At 64.1% G+C, this 15,255-nt stretch carries 15 protein-coding genes; 8 read left to right on the forward strand and 7 right to left on the reverse strand.

Annotated elements, in window-relative coordinates:
- Positions 1-4 precede the first annotated feature (4 nt).
- On the reverse strand, positions 5-1,216 hold the full coding sequence (coaBC, locus tag AC3WL2_RS19325) for a bifunctional phosphopantothenoylcysteine decarboxylase/phosphopantothenate--cysteine ligase CoaBC (RefSeq protein WP_102684801.1): 1,212 nt from the start codon (positions 1,214-1,216) through the stop codon (positions 5-7).
- A gap of 127 nt (positions 1,217-1,343) precedes the next feature.
- On the opposite strand from coaBC, the gene radC reads away from it, so the two are divergent.
- Positions 1,344-2,024: a RadC family protein gene (gene radC / locus AC3WL2_RS19330; RefSeq protein ID WP_102684800.1), complete on the forward strand. Its 681-nt coding sequence runs from the start codon at positions 1,344-1,346 to the stop codon at positions 2,022-2,024.
- Between the two features lie 57 nt (positions 2,025-2,081).
- On the opposite strand, the gene AC3WL2_RS19335 is transcribed toward radC, so the two are convergent.
- A complete protein-coding gene (locus AC3WL2_RS19335) occupies positions 2,082-3,671 on the reverse strand; it encodes an ABC transporter substrate-binding protein (protein ID WP_102684799.1) in 1,590 nt (529 codons plus the stop codon).
- A gap of 372 nt (positions 3,672-4,043) precedes the next feature.
- On the opposite strand from AC3WL2_RS19335, the gene rpmB reads away from it, so the two are divergent.
- Positions 4,044-4,280: a 50S ribosomal protein L28 gene (rpmB, locus tag AC3WL2_RS19340; RefSeq protein ID WP_023629974.1), complete on the forward strand. Its 237-nt coding sequence runs from the start codon at positions 4,044-4,046 to the stop codon at positions 4,278-4,280.
- A gap of 11 nt (positions 4,281-4,291) precedes the next feature.
- Complete coding sequence (rpmG, locus tag AC3WL2_RS19345) at positions 4,292-4,447, forward strand: 50S ribosomal protein L33 (RefSeq protein WP_003253507.1); 156 nt, start codon at positions 4,292-4,294, stop codon at positions 4,445-4,447.
- A gap of 105 nt (positions 4,448-4,552) precedes the next feature.
- Here the strand turns inward: rpmG and AC3WL2_RS19350 are convergent, their stop codons facing one another.
- Complete coding sequence (locus AC3WL2_RS19350) at positions 4,553-4,912, reverse strand: cupin domain-containing protein (RefSeq protein WP_046857580.1); 360 nt, start codon at positions 4,910-4,912, stop codon at positions 4,553-4,555.
- Positions 4,913-5,107: 195 nt separating this feature from the next.
- Here AC3WL2_RS19350 and AC3WL2_RS19355 point away from each other — a divergent pair, with 195 nt between their 5' ends.
- Positions 5,108-6,601 carry an aldehyde dehydrogenase gene (locus tag AC3WL2_RS19355; RefSeq protein ID WP_102684798.1) on the forward strand — a complete coding sequence of 498 codons (1,494 nt, stop codon included), beginning with the start codon at positions 5,108-5,110 and terminating at the stop codon, positions 6,599-6,601.
- Between the two features lie 133 nt (positions 6,602-6,734).
- The gene (locus AC3WL2_RS19360; RefSeq protein WP_102684797.1) at positions 6,735-7,874 is read left to right on the forward strand and encodes an MFS transporter; all 1,140 of its coding nucleotides are present in this window, start codon (positions 6,735-6,737) and stop codon (positions 7,872-7,874) included.
- Between the two features lie 34 nt (positions 7,875-7,908).
- Here the strand turns inward: AC3WL2_RS19360 and AC3WL2_RS19365 are convergent, their stop codons facing one another.
- Both AC3WL2_RS19365 and AC3WL2_RS19370 read right to left on the reverse strand, forming a co-directional pair.
- Complete coding sequence (locus AC3WL2_RS19365; protein WP_102684796.1) at positions 7,909-9,459, reverse strand: phospholipase D family protein; 1,551 nt, start codon at positions 9,457-9,459, stop codon at positions 7,909-7,911.
- Positions 9,460-9,519: 60 nt separating this feature from the next.
- The gene (locus AC3WL2_RS19370; protein WP_173862464.1) at positions 9,520-10,950 is read right to left on the reverse strand and encodes an aminotransferase-like domain-containing protein; all 1,431 of its coding nucleotides are present in this window, start codon (positions 10,948-10,950) and stop codon (positions 9,520-9,522) included.
- 176 nt (positions 10,951-11,126) lie between these two features.
- Here AC3WL2_RS19370 and AC3WL2_RS19375 point away from each other — a divergent pair, with 176 nt between their 5' ends.
- Positions 11,127-11,357 carry a DUF1127 domain-containing protein gene (locus tag AC3WL2_RS19375; protein ID WP_046857575.1) on the forward strand — a complete coding sequence of 77 codons (231 nt, stop codon included), beginning with the start codon at positions 11,127-11,129 and terminating at the stop codon, positions 11,355-11,357.
- On the opposite strand, the gene AC3WL2_RS19380 is transcribed toward AC3WL2_RS19375, so the two are convergent.
- On the reverse strand, positions 11,354-12,646 hold the full coding sequence (locus AC3WL2_RS19380) for an NAD(P)/FAD-dependent oxidoreductase (RefSeq protein WP_102684794.1): 1,293 nt from the start codon (positions 12,644-12,646) through the stop codon (positions 11,354-11,356). The genes AC3WL2_RS19375 and AC3WL2_RS19380 overlap by 4 nt on opposite strands.
- A gap of 144 nt (positions 12,647-12,790) precedes the next feature.
- Between AC3WL2_RS19380 and AC3WL2_RS19385 the strand changes: the two genes are divergently transcribed.
- Positions 12,791-13,144 carry a YkgJ family cysteine cluster protein gene (locus tag AC3WL2_RS19385; protein ID WP_102684793.1) on the forward strand — a complete coding sequence of 118 codons (354 nt, stop codon included), beginning with the start codon at positions 12,791-12,793 and terminating at the stop codon, positions 13,142-13,144.
- A gap of 4 nt (positions 13,145-13,148) precedes the next feature.
- Here the strand turns inward: AC3WL2_RS19385 and dadR are convergent, their stop codons facing one another.
- Entirely contained in the window at positions 13,149-13,637 is a 489-nt protein-coding gene (gene dadR / locus AC3WL2_RS19390; RefSeq protein ID WP_003258963.1) for a transcriptional regulator DadR, read from the reverse strand.
- A gap of 156 nt (positions 13,638-13,793) precedes the next feature.
- Here dadR and dadA point away from each other — a divergent pair, with 156 nt between their 5' ends.
- On the forward strand, positions 13,794-15,095 hold the full coding sequence (dadA, locus tag AC3WL2_RS19395) for a D-amino acid dehydrogenase (RefSeq protein ID WP_046857573.1): 1,302 nt from the start codon (positions 13,794-13,796) through the stop codon (positions 15,093-15,095).
- Positions 15,096-15,255: the final 160 nt, after the last annotated feature.

Here is a 15,255-nt window from a genome sequence, read left to right on the forward strand (position 1 = left end):
TAACTTATTGAACCTGGTTGAGCCGTTCGGCGATGAAGGCGACCAGCTGACGGGCAATCTTGCCTTTGCTGGTCTGCGCGAAGAGGGTTTGATGCTGCTGCCGGTCTATCACGGTCAGGGCGTTTTCCTCGCTGTTGAAGCCGATGCTGGGGTTGGCCACATCATTGGCGACGATCAGGTCGAGGTTCTTGTCCTTGAGCTTGCGCGTGGCGTAGTCGAGCAGGTGCTCGGTCTCGGCGGCGAAACCGACGCTGAACGGGCGATCGGCGCGGCCGGCAATGGTCGCAAGGATATCGGGATTGCGCACCATCTGCAGCAGCATGCCGTCGCCGGTAGTGGGATCTTTCTTGAGCTTCTGTGAGGCGACGACCTCAGGGCGGTAGTCCGCGACCGCAGCCGAGGCGATGAACAGGTCGCAAGGCATGGCAGCTTCGCAGGCCGCGAGCATGTCCCGCGCGCTCACCACGTCGATACGGCTGACCCGGTCGGGGGTCTGCAGGTGCACAGGTCCGGTGACGAGGGTCACCCGGGCCCCGGCTTCGGCGGCAGCCTCGGCCAGGGCGAAGCCCATCTTCCCTGAACTATGGTTGGTGATGTAACGCACCGGGTCGATGTTCTCTTGCGTAGGGCCGGCGGTGATCAGCACGTGCTTGCCGGTCAGGGCCTGGCGCTTGAAGCTTTCGGCGGCGCACCAGGCCAGGTCGGTGGCTTCGAGCATGCGGCCCAGGCCCACGTCGCCACAGGCCTGGCTGCCGGAGGCCGGGCCGAATACCTGGATGCCGCGGCTTTTCAGCAGCTCGAGGTTGGCCTGGGTCGCCGGGTCGCGCCACATGGCCTGGTTCATCGCCGGGGCGACGGCGACGGTGGCGTCGGTAGCCAGTACCAGGGTGGTCAGTAGGTCGTCGGCCATGCCCTGGGCCATGCGTGCCATCAGGTCGGCGGTGGCCGGGGCGATCAGCACCAGGTCGGCCCATTTGGCCAGCTCGATATGGCCCATGGCCGCTTCGGCCGCAGGGTCGAGCAGGTCCAGATGGACCGGGTGGCCGGACAGCGCCTGCAGCGTGAGCGGGGTGATGAACTCGGCGCCACCACGGGTCATGACCACGCGCACCTGCGCGCCGTGTTCCAGGAGTCGGCGAATCAGCTCGGCGCTCTTGTAGGCGGCGATGCCGCCACCCACGCCGAGAACGATGCGCTTGCGATACAACCGCTGCATAGGCCTTGCCTTATTCCAGTGAAAGCGGGTGGCGACGACGGCTGCCTGCGGCAGATCGTCGCATTTTCGAAGCGAACTAGATTAACACAGCGTCCAAAGGGGCCGTAGTGGCAGGCGAGGAGGGGAAATGAACATCAGGGAGTGGCCGGCTGAAGAACGGCCGAGGGAGAAGTTGTTGCAGCGCGGGTCTGGCAGCCTTTCCGATGCAGAACTGCTGGCAGTATTTCTCGGCTCCGGCGTGAAAGGGCGCAACGTGCTGGAGCTGGCGCGCGGGCTCTTGCTGAAATTCGGCGGCTTGCGTCAGGTGCTCGAGGCTGATCGACAGGCGTTTCTTGGCGAACTGGGGCTGGGGCCAGTGAGATACAGCCAGTTGCAGGCCTTGCTTGAAATCGGGCGCAGGAACCTGGCGACGTCCATCGAGCGCGAGTCGGTCATGGACAGCCCGCTGGCTGTGCGGCGTTACCTGAAGGCGATGCTGCGGCATGAGGCCAGCGAGGTGTTCGGTTGTCTGTTCCTGGACACCAAGCACAGGCCGCTGGCGTTCGAGATCCTGTTCCGCGGCACGATCGACCGGGCGAGCATCTATCCGCGCGAAGTGGTGCGACGGGCTTTGCTGCACAACGCTGCGGCCTTGATCCTCTGTCACAACCATCCGTCGGGCAATTGCGAGCCAAGTCAGGATGATGTGCACCTGACGCTTGTTTTGAAACGATCGCTGGCATTGATCGATGTGAGGGTGCTGGACCACGTCATCGTGGGTGATGGCGAGCCGTTGTCGATGGTCGAGCATGGATGGCTGGCCGGTTAGGCGGCGCGGGGCAAGCTCGCGTTCACAATGACTGTGGGCTTGCCTCGCGATTGGGCGTCAGCGGTTGACTGAGACCTTGCTGAAATCCTGCCGCCCGAACGGGCTCACCTGGTAACCCTGTACGTCCTGGCGCAGCAGCGCGGCCGCAGTCGGATGCGCCAGCGGCAGCCACAGCGCCTGCTGCTGAATCAGCGTCTGAGCCTGCTGGTACAGGCGGCTGCGCACGCTCTGGTCGTTGGTGGTGCGTCCGGCGTTGATCAGCTGGTCCAGGCGGTTGTCGCAGAACCGGGCGAAGTTGGTCCCGGACTTGACCGCGGCGCAGGCAAACTGCGGGCTGAGGAAGTTGTCCGGATCGCCGTTGTCACCCGCCCAGCCCATGAACAGCAGGTCGTGCTCGCCGGCCTTGGCGCGGCGGATCAGCTCGCCCCACTCGATGGTGCGGATCTCGGCCTTGATGCCGATTTTCGCAAGGTCGGCCTGCAGCATCTGTGCGCCCAGGCTGGGGTTGGGGTTGAGCAGACTGCCCGACGGGCGGGTCCAGATAGTGGTCTCGAAACCCTTGGCCAGGCCGGCCTTGGCCAGCAGTGCCTTGGCTTTCTTGTGATCGAGCGTGTAGCCGGACAAGTCCTTGGCATAGCTCCAGGTATTCGGCGGATAGGGACCGTTGGCGGCAGTGGCGGTATCTTCGAACACGGCCTTGAGGTAGGCCGGCTTGTCGAAGGCCAGGTTGATGGCCTGGCGCACTTCAGGCTTGTCCAGTGGCGGGTGCTGGCTGTTGATGGCGACGAAGGCGGTCATGAATGCCGGGGTGGTGGCGACCTTGAGGTTGCCGTCCTTGCCGGCCTCGGCGATGTCCAGCGGCTTGGGCGACAGGGCCACCTGGCATTCGCCGCGCCTGATCTTTTGCAGGCGGACGTTGGCGTCCGGGGTGATGGCGTAGATCAGCGGGTCGATCGACGGCTTGCCGGCGAAATAGTCAGGGTTGGCGCGGTAGCGCACCACGGCGTCTTTCTGGAAACGCTGGAAGACGAACGGGCCGGTGCCCACTGGCTGGTTGTTGAGTTTCTCGGGGGTGCCGGCCTTGAGCAGCTTGTCGGCATATTCGGCGGAGTAGATCGAGGCAAAGCCCATGCTCAGGGTGGCCAGGAAAGTGGCGTCGGCGTGGGTCAGGGTGAAGCGCACGGTGTGCGGCTCGGGTGCGTCGATGGCCTTGATCAGGCTGCCCAGTTGCAGAGATTGGGCATGCGGGTAGCCGCCCGGGGCGGTCTTGTGCCAGGCGTGGGCCGGGTAGAGCATGCGTTGGAAGCTGAACAGCACGTCGTCGGCGTCCAGTTCGCGGGTCGGCTTGAAGTAAGCGGTGGTGTGAAACTTCACGTCCGGGCGCAGCTTGAAGTCGTAGACCAGGCCGTCAGGCGACACCGTCCAGCTTTGCGCCAGGCTCGGCACCACCTTGCCCTCGGCGGCGTCGAACTCGACCAGGCGGTTCATCAGCACGTCGGCCGAGGCGTTGGTGGTGGTCAGCGAGTTGTACTGCACCACGTCGAAGCCTTCGGGGCTGGCTTCGGTGCACACCGACAGCGCTGCGGCCTGGGCAAAGCCCGCGGCGCACAGGGTGGTGAACAGGAGGGAAAGGGCGGCGGCACGCATGGTGACTCCTTGGCTGGTCGGTGGCCCATCTGCCGGTGCAGTCTGGAAAATTGAGGAAATGTCCTACCCTAGTGCGGGCATGGGCAAATGACCACACCCTTTCGCATTAATTCGGCGACGGGCGGTCGACAGCTTGCCGCCCCAGTCGTTATGCTGCCCAGGCGCGCTCGGCCCGACCGGAACTCTCATATTCTGTTGTTGTGGCGGAGTCTTTCTGGTATAAAGCAGCGCTCTTTTCTAGGGGCTCGGTCTGTCGCGTAAGCGCACCCGACCGATAAGACCCCCAGGAACACGGCGCCTTGGCGCCATTGACTGAGAGATTAAGCGGCCAACCCATGCCGGGTTGGGCATGTGGTTTTAGAGGGCTGAGGCATGTCGAGAGTCTGTCAAGTTACCGGTAAGGGTCCGGTAACTGGGAACAATATTTCCCACGCAAACAACAAAACCCGTCGTCGTTTCCTGCCGAACCTGCAGCACCACCGTTTCTGGGTTGAATCCGAGAAGCGCTTCGTGCGTCTGCGCGTTTCCGCCAAAGGCATGCGTATCATCGACAAGCGCGGCATCGATGCCGTTCTGGTCGACATCCGTCGCGCTGGCGCCAAGGTTTAAAGGAGAACATCATGCGTGAATTGATCCGTCTGGTTTCGAGTGCCGGTACCGGCCACTTCTACACCACCGACAAGAACAAGCGCACCACTCCGGACAAGATCGAGATCAAGAAGTACGATCCGGTCGTCCGCAAGCACGTGGTGTACAAGGAAGCCAAGATCAAGTAATTGATCGGCAACCTGAAAAAACCCGCAACCGCAAGGTGGCGGGTTTTTTTATGTCTCCAGCAAAGTCATCGCGGGGCCTGCATAAAGCCGGGTCCCGCGATCGGTTCATTTCTGCTCGAACATCACATAGATCTTGCGGCACGGCTCCAGCACTTCCCAGGTGCCCTTGAAGCCTGCGGGGATCACAAAGCGATCGCCGGCACGCAAGGTCTTGGCGCCACCGTCCTGGTCGCGCAGCACCGACACACCCTGGACGATCTCGCAGTACTCGTGCTCGGTGTAGTTCACCGTCCACTGGCCCACCTCGCCCTCCCAGACGCCCGCGGCGAATTGCCCGCACGGGCTGGCGTAGTGGTTGTAGACAGCCTGGTCAGGCTCGCCCTTAAGGATTTTCTCCGCCGCTGGGCGGTAGCGTTCGGCTTCGGTCAGAACCTGGGCAAAGTCGACGATGCTGGTGATACTCATGGTGGTTACCCTGTTGTTGTTTAATAAAATGAACATCAGTAGGCATTTGAGCCGTTGGTGTCAAATATATTGATAGTTTCCCCGCCCTGGTTTAGGGTGGCAGGTGCCCGTGTGCGTCGTCACCCGGCCAGAATTTCTGACAGCGCCCGTGAGTCCTCAGTGCGGCGTTGCACCTTAACAAGAGAGGAGTTTCCTATGACCACCCTGACTCGTGCGGACTGGGAACAGCGTGCCCAGCAACTGAAGATCGAAGGTCGCGCCTTCATCAACGGCGAATACACCGATGCCGCATCCGGTGAAACCTTCGACTGCCTGAGCCCGGTGGACGGACGCTTCCTGGCCAAGGTCGCCAGCTGCGACCTGGCCGACGCCAACCGCGCTGTCGACAACGCCCGCGCCGTGTTCGAATCCGGCGCCTGGTCGCGCCTGGCCCCCGCCAAGCGCAAGGCCAAGCTGATCCGCTTCGCCGACTTGCTGCGCAAGAACGTCGAGGAACTGGCCCTGCTCGAAACCCTCGACATGGGCAAGCCGATCGGTGACTCCTCCACCATCGATATCCCGGGGGCGGCCAACGCCATCCACTGGACCGCCGAAGCCATCGACAAAGTCTACGACGAAGTCGCGCCGACCCCGCACGACCAGCTCGGCCTGGTGACCCGCGAGCCAGTGGGTGTGGTCGGTGCCATCGTACCGTGGAACTTCCCTTTGCTGATGGCATGCTGGAAGCTGGGCCCTGCCTTGGCCACCGGTAACTCCATCGTGCTCAAACCGTCCGAAAAGTCGCCGCTGACCGCGATCCGCATCGCCCAGCTGGCCATCGAGGCCGGTATTCCGGCTGGCGTGCTGAACGTGCTGCCAGGCTACGGCCACACCGTGGGCAAGGCCCTGGCCCTGCACATGGACGTCGACACCCTGGTGTTCACCGGCTCGACCAAGATCGCCAAGCAGCTGATGGTCTATGCCGGTGAGTCGAACATGAAGCGTGTCTGGCTGGAAGCCGGTGGCAAGAGCCCGAACATCGTCTTCGCCGACGCCCCTGACCTGCAGGCCGCCGCCGAGGCTGCCGCCAGCGCCATTGCCTTCAATCAGGGCGAAGTCTGCACCGCAGGTTCCCGCCTGTTGGTCGAGCGCTCGATCAAGGACAAGTTCCTGCCCATGGTGGTCGAGGCCCTCAAGGCCTGGAAACCGGGCAACCCGCTGGACCCGGCGACCACCGTCGGCGCGCTGGTCGACACCCAGCAGATGAACACCGTGCTGTCCTACATCGAGGCCGGCCATCAGGATGGCGCCAAGCTGCTGGCCGGTGGCAAGCGTACCCTCGAGGAGAGCGGCGGCACCTACGTCGAGCCGACCATCTTCGACGGCGTGACCAACGCCATGAAGATCGCCAAGGAAGAGATCTTCGGCCCGGTACTGTCGGTGATCACCTTCGATACCGCCGAAGAGGCCGTGGCCATCGCCAACGACACGCCATATGGCCTGGCGGCAGGCATCTGGACCTCGGACATCTCCAAGGCACACAAGACTGCTCGCGCCGTGCGCGCCGGCAGTGTCTGGGTCAACCAGTACGACGGTGGCGACATGACCGCGCCGTTCGGTGGCTTCAAGCAGTCGGGCAACGGCCGTGACAAGTCGCTGCACGCGCTGGAGAAGTACACCGAGCTGAAGGCGACCTGGATCAAGCTGTGATTCAGTAACGTCTCATCGCGGTACTCGTGGGAGCGGGCTTGCCCCGCGATGAGCCGCAGACAGCCGGGCCGGTTCACGCCGTCCCGGCTTTGTCGTCTCTGTCATACACGATTTGCGCTGAAAGGAGGCTGTGATGCGTTGGGGAACCTACTTTGCCGTCCTGGCGTCGGTGCTCAGTGTCGGGCTTGCGCTCGGCGTGAGCATGCCGCTGGTCTCCCTGCGCCTGGAGGGCTGGGGCTACGGTGGGTTCGCCATCGGTGTGATGGCGGCGATGCCGGCCCTCGGAGTATTGGTCGGTGCCAGCCTGGCCAGCCGCCTTGCCGGCTGGGTCGGCGTGCCCATGGCCATGCGCCTGTGCCTGTGGGGTGGGGCGCTGTCGATCGGCCTGGTGGCGGTGCTGCCCAGCTATGCCCTGTGGCTGGTGCTGCGTTTGATGATCGGTATGTCGCTGACGGTGGTGTTCATCCTTGGTGAGAGCTGGATCAACCAGTTGGTGGTCGAGCAGTGGCGTGGCCGATTGGTGGCGCTGTATGGCAGCAGCTATGCGCTGAGCCAGTTGGCCGGGCCGCTGGTGCTGGGTTTTCTGGGTTCGGACGACGATTTCGGTTTCTGGGCCGCGACCGGGTTATTGCTGGTCGCGCCGCTGATCCTGCTGGGGCGCGGCGGTGCACCGACCACCGAGGCGTGCAGCGTCACCTTCGCCGACCTGTTCGGCTTCTGTCGGCGTCTGCCGGTGATCGCCTGGGCCATCGCGCTGTTCGCGGCATTCGAGGCGATGATCCTGACGTTGCTGCCGGTGTACTGCCTGCAGCAAGGGTTCACCACGGAGGTGGCGTTGTTCATGGTCAGCACCGTGGTGGTGGGTGATGCGGTGTTGCAATTGCCGATTGGCGCCTTGGCCGACCGCATGTCGCGGCGCACGTTGTTCAGCGGTTGCGCACTGACCTTGATGGTGTCCAGCCTGGCGATTCCCCTGCTGTTGCACACACCGGTGATCTGGCCGCTGTGGGTGCTGTTCGGTGCCAGTGCGGGTGGGTTGTTCACCTTGTCGCTGGTGCTGATCGGCGAGCGCTACCGGGATGACGAACTGGTGCGTGCCAATGCCCATGTGGCGCAGCTGTGGGGTATCGGTTGCCTGCTCGGACCTTTGCTGGCCGGGGCGGGAAGCCAGTGGATCAGCGGGCATGCGCTGCCGTTGCTGATGGCAGTGGGCGCGGCGGGGTTGGTGCTGCTGACGCGGCGGCGGGATGCCTTCGAGCCGGCGTCTGCCTGACCGATTGCAATCGCGGGCTTGCCCGCGCTGCGTTCTACAACATCTTCTCCAACCCGACCGCCTTGCTGATCCAGGCATTGAAGCGTCGCCATATCCCCCCGGGCTCGGTCACCAACATGTGCCGCTGGCCGTTGTCCTCGGTCGCCCAGACCATCCTTCCGTCCACCAGCTTCACCTGGTAACTCAGCGCTGGAGCCATGCCTTGTAGCGCCAGTTCGCGGGTGTACTCGGCCAGCTCAGGGCTGTCCACCATCACGCCTACTTCGGTGTTCCACAGCACGGAACGCGGGTCGAAGTTGAACGAGCCGATGAAGGTCTTGCTTCGGTCGAACACCATCGCCTTGCTGTGCAGGCTCGAATCGGAGCTGCCGTGGAAACCCAGCCGTGGTCGTGGATCGCCGGGCTGGCGGCGCAACTCGTACAGCTGCACACCATGCTCCAGCAAGGCCCGGCGATAAGGCGCATAGCCGCCATGGACCGCTGGCACGTCGGTCGCTTCCAGCGAGTTGGTCAGGAGCTTGACCGAGGTGCCGGCGTCGGCGCGACTGGTCAGGTACAGCAGGCCAGGCTCGCCGGGTACGAAGTAGGCGGACACCAGGATCAACTCCTTGTGCACGCGGTTCAGGTCGGGGGCCAGTTGCTGGGTCATCAGCAGTTGCGGATCCGGTTCGCCATCTGCCAGGACTTTGCTCGGCGCGTCCCACAAAGCCTGGCTGTGGGCCCAGATCAGCTCATTGCGCCACACATCCAGGCGCGGCTGCGACTGATAGGCCATCAAGCGGTCGTACAGGGCCTTGCGCTTGGTCCGTGCTTCGGCCAGGGACACCTCCAGGCGCTGACGGCTGCTGAACAGGTCGTCGGCGTCGGGCTGGCGCCAGAGGAAGTCGCCGATCGGAAGGCTCAAGGCGCTGTTCCAGTACTGGTCGAAGCTGTGTCCGAGTTGTTCGGCCACAGGCCCCACGCCCAGCAGGTCGATGTCGGTGAAGTTGAGGTTGGGTTCGGCGTCGAAGTACTCGTCGCCCAGGTTGCGGCCGCCGACGATGGCCATGCTGTTGTCCACCAGGAACAGCTTGTTGTGCATGCGCCGATGCTGGCGTGACAGGTTGAACAGCCGGCCGACGGCCCGGGTGGCACCGGTACTGCGTCCCAGGTGCAGCGGGTTGAACACTCGGATGTGAATGTTCGGATGGGCGGCGAGGGTGCCCATGAGGCTGTCGAGACCATCGCTGGTGGTGTCGTCGAGCAGGATGCGCACACGTACGCCGCGGTCGGCGGCGCGCAGCAGTTCATGGACCAGGGCGCGGGTGCTGAGACCATCGTGGACGATGTAGTACTGCAGGTCGATGCTTGCCTGGGCGTTGCGGATCAGCTCCGCGCGGGCGCGGAATGCCTCGTTGCTGTTAGGCAGCAGGCGAAAGCCCGAGCGTCCCTCGTAGGGCGCGGCCTGGCGCTGCACCGAGCGGCCGAAGGCCGAGTCGGCCGCCGGCAGCGCCTGGCTGACTTCACGTGGTGTACCGACACTGGCGCAGCCCGACAGGCCGAGCAGCAGCACCAGCAGCAGGGGCAGGGCATGCTGGAGTCTCAAGGGTGGATCGTCCTGTGCGGCAAGGGCTTATGAAGTTGGACCGTGGCAGGCGGCGCAAAGTTACCCGCCAGGGTGTTCGGCATCCAGTAGACGAAGGGCGGTTTCACCGACCTTGCGCACGGCGGCTTCGATCTGCTCCGTGGGCCGGGCGGCGAAGTTCATGCGTAGACAGTTACGGTACTTGCCCGAGGCCGAGAAGATGCTGCCCACCGCGATCTGCACGCCTTGCTCCAGTAAAGCGCGGTTCAGGCGCAGCGTATCGAAACTTTCCGGCAGCTCAACCCACAGCATGAAGCCACCTTGCGGGCGGCTGGCCCGGGTGCCTGTCGGGAAGAAGCGGGTCACCCAGTCGCACATCTGGTCGCGGCCGCGCTGGTACTGGCTGCGCATGCGTCGCAGGTGGGGCTGGTAGTGACCTTCGGCGATGAAGTCGGCGATCGCCAGTTGCGGCTGGCAGGCGGTGCTGCCGGTGCTGATGTACTTCATGTGCAGCACCCGCTCCAGATAGCGACCCGGAGCCACCCAGCCAACCCGCAGGCCTGGCGCCAGGGTCTTGGAGAACGAGCTGCAGAGCAGCACGCGGCCATCGTCGTCGAACGACTTGATGGTGCGCGGGCGCGGGTAGGTATAGGCCAGGTCGCCATACACGTCGTCCTCGAGGATCGCCACGTCGTAGCGCTGGGCCAGGGTGAGCAGCGCCTTCTTGCGCGCCTCGGGCATGATGTAGCCCATGGGGTTGTTGCAGTTGGGGGTGATCTGGATGAGCTTGATCGGCCATTGCTCGAGGGCCAGCTCGAGGGCTTCCAGGCTGATGCCGGTGATGGGGTCGGTGGGGATTTCCAGGGCCTTCATGCCCAGGCCTTTGAGCGTCTGCATGGCGCCGTGGAAGCTGGGTGAATCGACCGCGACGATGTCACCGGGTTCGCACACCGCGCGAATACTGCACGACAGCGCCTCGTGGCAGCCGGTGGTCACCACCAGGTCGGCCGGGCCCAGGCGGCAGCCGGAGTCGAGCATCAGGCGGGCGATCTGCTCGCGCAGCAGGGCGTTGCCGTGGATGTTGTCATAGTACAGGCCGGGCATGTCCATGCGCCGGCTGATCTGCGCCAGGCTGCGCAACAGTGGCTTGAGCGTGGGACTGTCGACGTCGGGCATGCCGCGGCCGAGCTGGATCACTTCCGGGCGCGGGGTGGCGCGCACCAGCTCCAGCACTTGTTCCCACTGGGAGATATCCACAGGACGCTGGGCTGGGCGGCTGATGGCTGGCAGGGCTGGTAGCTGGCGGTCCTCGGCGACGAAGTAGCCGGACTTGGGGCGCGGCGAGACCAGGCCGTTGTCCTCCAAAAGGCGGTAAGCCTGCTGAACGGTGCTCAGGCTGACGCCATGCTCCACGCTCAGGGCGCGCACTGACGGCAGGCGCTGGCCGGGGCGATACAGGCCCTGCTCGATGCGTGAACCGAGCAGTTCGGCGAGGTTGAAATAGAGGGTCACTGCATACTCCTGCTCAGCTGATGACCAAGGACCGGTACAGATAGGCGAAAAATACTGCATGCAGCCCTATTTGCGCCAATTCTGTATGGGAATAATAAGTCGATTTTGGCTCTGTATTGGTAGGAGGTGTACCCGCATGCTGTCTCCACGTCAGGTACTGAACGGAGGACGTGGTGATGGGTGGCATGAGCGATGTGCGCTTGCAACTGTTGGCCAGTGAACTGGAGTCGGAGCAGCGTCCCCGGGTCTTCAGCGCGCCCCAAGGCATGGGTCGTTGGAGCCTGATGCTGCATCGCTGGCGCACCCGCAGGGCCCTGTTGCAGTTGGAGGATTACCAACTGCGCGATATCGGCATCAGCTGGGAGCAGGCTCGGCATGAGGCGAGCAAGCCCTTCTGGCGTGACTAAGCGAGCTCTTTGAGTCGATACCAGAGCATCCCCAGTGCCAGCAGCGGCGAACGCAGCAGTTTGCCGCCGGGGAAGGTGGTATGCGGGACCTTGGCGAACAGATCGAAGCGCCCGCTCTGCTGGCCACTGATGGCCTCGCCGAGCAGGCGTCCGGCGAGGTGGGTGGCGTTGAGCCCGTGGCCCGAATAAGCCTGGGCGTAGTAGACGTTGGGCTGGCTGGCCAAGCGGCCGATCTGCGGCAGGCGGTTGGCACCGATGCCGATCATGCCGCCCCATTGGTAATCAATGCGCACATCGGCCAGTTGCGGGAACACCTTGAGCATTTTCGGGCGCATGTAGGCGGCGATGTCCTGCGGGTCGCGCCCGGAATAGTGGCAGGCGCCGCCGAACAGCAGCCGTTTGTCGGCAGAGAGGCGATAGTAATCCAGCGCCACGCGCTGGTCGCATACCGCCATGTTCTGCGGCAGCAACTGGCGGGCGCATTCCTCACCCAAGGGTTCGGTGGCGATGATGTAGCTGCCGGCGGGCAGCACCTTGCCGCCCAGTTCGCGGTTGAGGTCGTTGTGGTAGGCGTTGCAGCACAGCACCAGCGTCTTGGCGCGCACCCGGCCTTGGGCGGTATGCACCTTCACTTCCGGGCCGTACTCGATGCGGGTCACTTCCGACTGCTCGTACAAGCCGACACCCAGGCGCCTGGCCACGGCGGCTTCGCCCAGCGCCAGGTTGAGTGGATGCAGGTGACCCGAACCCATGTCGATCAGGCCGCCAACATAGCGATCAGAACCTACTACCGAGTGCATCTCGCCGGGCTGCACCAGACGCAGTTCGTGACGATAACCCAGGCTGCGCAGTTCCTCGGCGTCCTCGGCGAAGCCTTCCAGTTCGGCGGGCTTGTTGGCCAGGTCGCAGTAGCCCCAGGTCAGGTCGCAGTCGATGCCATGGCGCTCGACGCGTTCGCGGACGATTTCCACCGCTTCCAGGCCCATCAGCTTCATGCTGCGCACGCCTTCCTCACCGATCACCGGGAGAAACTGTTCCAGGCCGTGGCCGACGCCCCGGATGAGCTGGCCACCGTTGCGGCCGCTGGCGCCCCAGCCGAGCTTGCGTGCTTCCAGGAGGATCACCGACAGGCCGCGTTCGACCAGTTCGATGGCGGTGTTCAGGCCCGAGTAGCCACCGCCGACAATGCACACGTCGGCACTGTGCTCGCCTTGCAGGAACGGGTAGTCGGGGTGTGGCGCGCTGCTGGCGGCGTAGTAGGAGGCGGCGTGTTGCGCGCTGTGGACCATGTGTCGTTTCCTGGGTGCAAGGCGAAAAGGCGAGGATAGGCAACCGGCCAATCGCGGGGCAAGTCGCATCGGCGCACCGCCGCTCCCACGATGATTCCTGCGATTGCCTTATAATCCAGCACACATGTCCCAGATGCGCCGTTTATGTCCTGCAACCGCCACAAGATCCATTTCCTGCGCGAGCTCATCCCCTCGTTCGAGTGCGAGCCCGGCTGCCATGACTGCTGTGGCCCGGTCACCACCTCGGCCGAGGAAATGGCCCGCCTGCCGCGCAAGACCCAGACCGAGCAGGAAGCCGCGCTGGAGCGCCTGGACTGTGTGCACCTGGGCCCGAACGGCTGCACCGTATATGAAGAGCGCCCGATGATCTGCCGCCTGTTCGGCACCACGCCGCGGCTGGCCTGTCCCAGGGGGCGGGGCCCGGAGCAGCCGATCGACCCGGCGGCCGAGCAGCTGGTTCACACCTATATCGCCAGTACCCGCCAGGTGCTGGTGTAAGGCTTCAGTCCGGGATCGGCAGGCACAGGCTCTCTTTCACTTCTTCCATCACGATGTAGCTCTTCGACTCGCGCACATGGGGCAGCTTGAGCAGGATGTCGCCGAGCAGCTTGCGATACGACGCCATCTCCGAGATCCGCGCCTTTACCAGGTAGTCGAAATCGCCCGACACCAGGTGACATTCCAGTACATGGGGCAGCTTGAGCACGGCGCGGCGGAACTCCTCGAAGGTGTCGCCGGACTTGTAGTCCAGGCTGATCTCGACGAACACCAGCAAGCTGCCCTTCAGGTGCTGCGGGTTGAGCCGGGCGTTGTAGCCCATGATGATCCCCTCGCGCTCCAGGCGCCGTACGCGTTCGGTGCAGGGGGTGGTGGACAGCCCGACCTTCTCGCCCAGTTCGGTGAAGGAGATACGCCCGTCATTCTGCAGGATCCGCAGGATGTTGCGGTCGATCTTGTCCAGTTCACGCTTGCTCTGGTGTTGGGTTCTCATAGGGGATGCCCCTCCGTGAAAGGCCATTTTGCCGAGAATTCTCGCCAAATATAGCTGCTTATATAGTGAATAGCACTGGTCGGAGATTCTTATACTGCGCGCATCCATGCCATTTCAACAAAAGACTGCGGCAAGCCGCGTGCGAGGGATACAACAATGCGAGTTCTGGTACTTGGTAGCGGTGTGATCGGTACCGCCAGTGCCTACTATCTGGCCCGGCAAGGTTTCGAGGTGACGGTGGTCGATCGCCAGCCGGCGGTGGCCATGGAAACCAGCTTCGCCAACGCAGGCCAGATCTCGCCCGGCTATGCCTCGCCCTGGGCCGCCCCGGGCGTGCCGCTGAAAGCCATCAAGTGGCTGCTGGAGCGCCACGCGCCCCTGGCCATCAAGCTGACCGGCGACGTCGACCAGTACCTGTGGATGGCGCAGATGCTGCGCAACTGCACCGCCAGCCGTTATGCGGTGAACAAGGAGCGCATGGTGCGCCTGTCCGAGTACAGTCGCGATTGCCTCGACGAGCTGCGCGCCGAAACCGGCATCGCCTACGAAAGCCGCAGCCTTGGTACCACCCAGCTGTTCCGCACCCAGGCGCAGCTGGACGCCGCGGCCAAGGACATCGCGGTGCTGGAGCAGTCCGGTGTACCGTACGAACTGCTCGACCGTGACGGCATTGCCCGGGTCGAACCGGCCCTGGAGAGCGTGAAGGGTATCCTCGCAGGCGCCCTGCGCCTGCCCAACGACCAGACTGGCGACTGCCAGATGTTCACCACCAAGCTCGCCGATATGGCCATCAAGCTGGGTGTCGAGTTCCGCTTCGGCCAGGACATCCAGCGCCTGGACGTCGCCGGCGACCGCATCAACGGCGTATGGATCGACGGCAAGCTGGAAACCGCCGACCGCTACGTGCTGGCGCTGGGCAGCTACTCGCCGCAGTTGCTCAAGCCGCTGGGCATCAAGGCCCCGGTCTACCCGCTCAAGGGCTACTCGCTGACCGTGCCGATCACCAACGGCGACATGGCGCCGACCTCGACCATCCTGGACGAGACCTACAAGGTCGCCATTACCCGTTTCGACAACCGCATCCGTGTCGGCGGCATGGCTGAGATAGCCGGTTTTGACCTGTCGCTGAACCCGCGTCGACGCGAAACGCTGGAGATGATCGTCAACGACCTTTATCCTCGCGGCGGCGACCTGAGCCAGGCGAGCTTCTGGACCGGTCTGCGCCCGGCCACCCCGGACGGCACCCCGATCGTCGGGGCAACCAAGTTCCGTAACCTGTTCCTCAACACTGGTCACGGCACCCTGGGCTGGACCATGGCCTGCGGTTCCGGTCGCCTGCTGGCCGACCTGATTGCGCGCAAGAAGCCGCAGATCAGTGCCGAAGGCCTGGACATCTCGCGTTATGGCAATAGCCGCGAGACTGCCAAGCACGGACAGCCGGCGCCTGCGCACCAGTAAGCATTCGATGCTGTTGGCCTCATCGTGGTGCGCCGATGCGACTTGCCCCACGATGAGGCCCGAAACCGATTGACCTGTTCCCTCACCCCGGCGCGGTGGGTACCTACCCCCATCTGCCGCGCCGGGGCTTTACCGATAACCAGAACTGCCAGAAGGCTGC

Source organism: Pseudomonas sp. FW305-96 (assembly GCF_058783825.1).

Coding starts and splice junctions, on each gene's coding strand:
- dadR (WP_003258963.1), bottom strand. CDS start 13,637: ATGAGAACCCAACACCAGAGCAAGCGTGAACTGGACAAGATCGACCGC.
- rpmG (WP_003253507.1), top strand. CDS start 4,292: ATGCGTGAATTGATCCGTCTGGTTTCGAGTGCCGGTACCGGCCACTTC.
- dadA (WP_046857573.1), top strand. CDS start 13,794: ATGCGAGTTCTGGTACTTGGTAGCGGTGTGATCGGTACCGCCAGTGCC.
- AC3WL2_RS19355 (WP_102684798.1), top strand. CDS start 5,108: ATGACCACCCTGACTCGTGCGGACTGGGAACAGCGTGCCCAGCAACTG.
- AC3WL2_RS19350 (WP_046857580.1), bottom strand. CDS start 4,912: ATGAGTATCACCAGCATCGTCGACTTTGCCCAGGTTCTGACCGAAGCC.
- AC3WL2_RS19335 (WP_102684799.1), bottom strand. CDS start 3,671: ATGCGTGCCGCCGCCCTTTCCCTCCTGTTCACCACCCTGTGCGCCGCG.
- AC3WL2_RS19375 (WP_046857575.1), top strand. CDS start 11,127: ATGGGTGGCATGAGCGATGTGCGCTTGCAACTGTTGGCCAGTGAACTG.
- AC3WL2_RS19380 (WP_102684794.1), bottom strand. CDS start 12,646: ATGGTCCACAGCGCGCAACACGCCGCCTCCTACTACGCCGCCAGCAGC.
- AC3WL2_RS19360 (WP_102684797.1), top strand. CDS start 6,735: ATGCGTTGGGGAACCTACTTTGCCGTCCTGGCGTCGGTGCTCAGTGTC.
- radC (WP_102684800.1), top strand. CDS start 1,344: ATGAACATCAGGGAGTGGCCGGCTGAAGAACGGCCGAGGGAGAAGTTG.
- rpmB (WP_023629974.1), top strand. CDS start 4,044: ATGTCGAGAGTCTGTCAAGTTACCGGTAAGGGTCCGGTAACTGGGAAC.
- AC3WL2_RS19385 (WP_102684793.1), top strand. CDS start 12,791: ATGTCCTGCAACCGCCACAAGATCCATTTCCTGCGCGAGCTCATCCCC.
- coaBC (WP_102684801.1), bottom strand. CDS start 1,216: ATGCAGCGGTTGTATCGCAAGCGCATCGTTCTCGGCGTGGGTGGCGGC.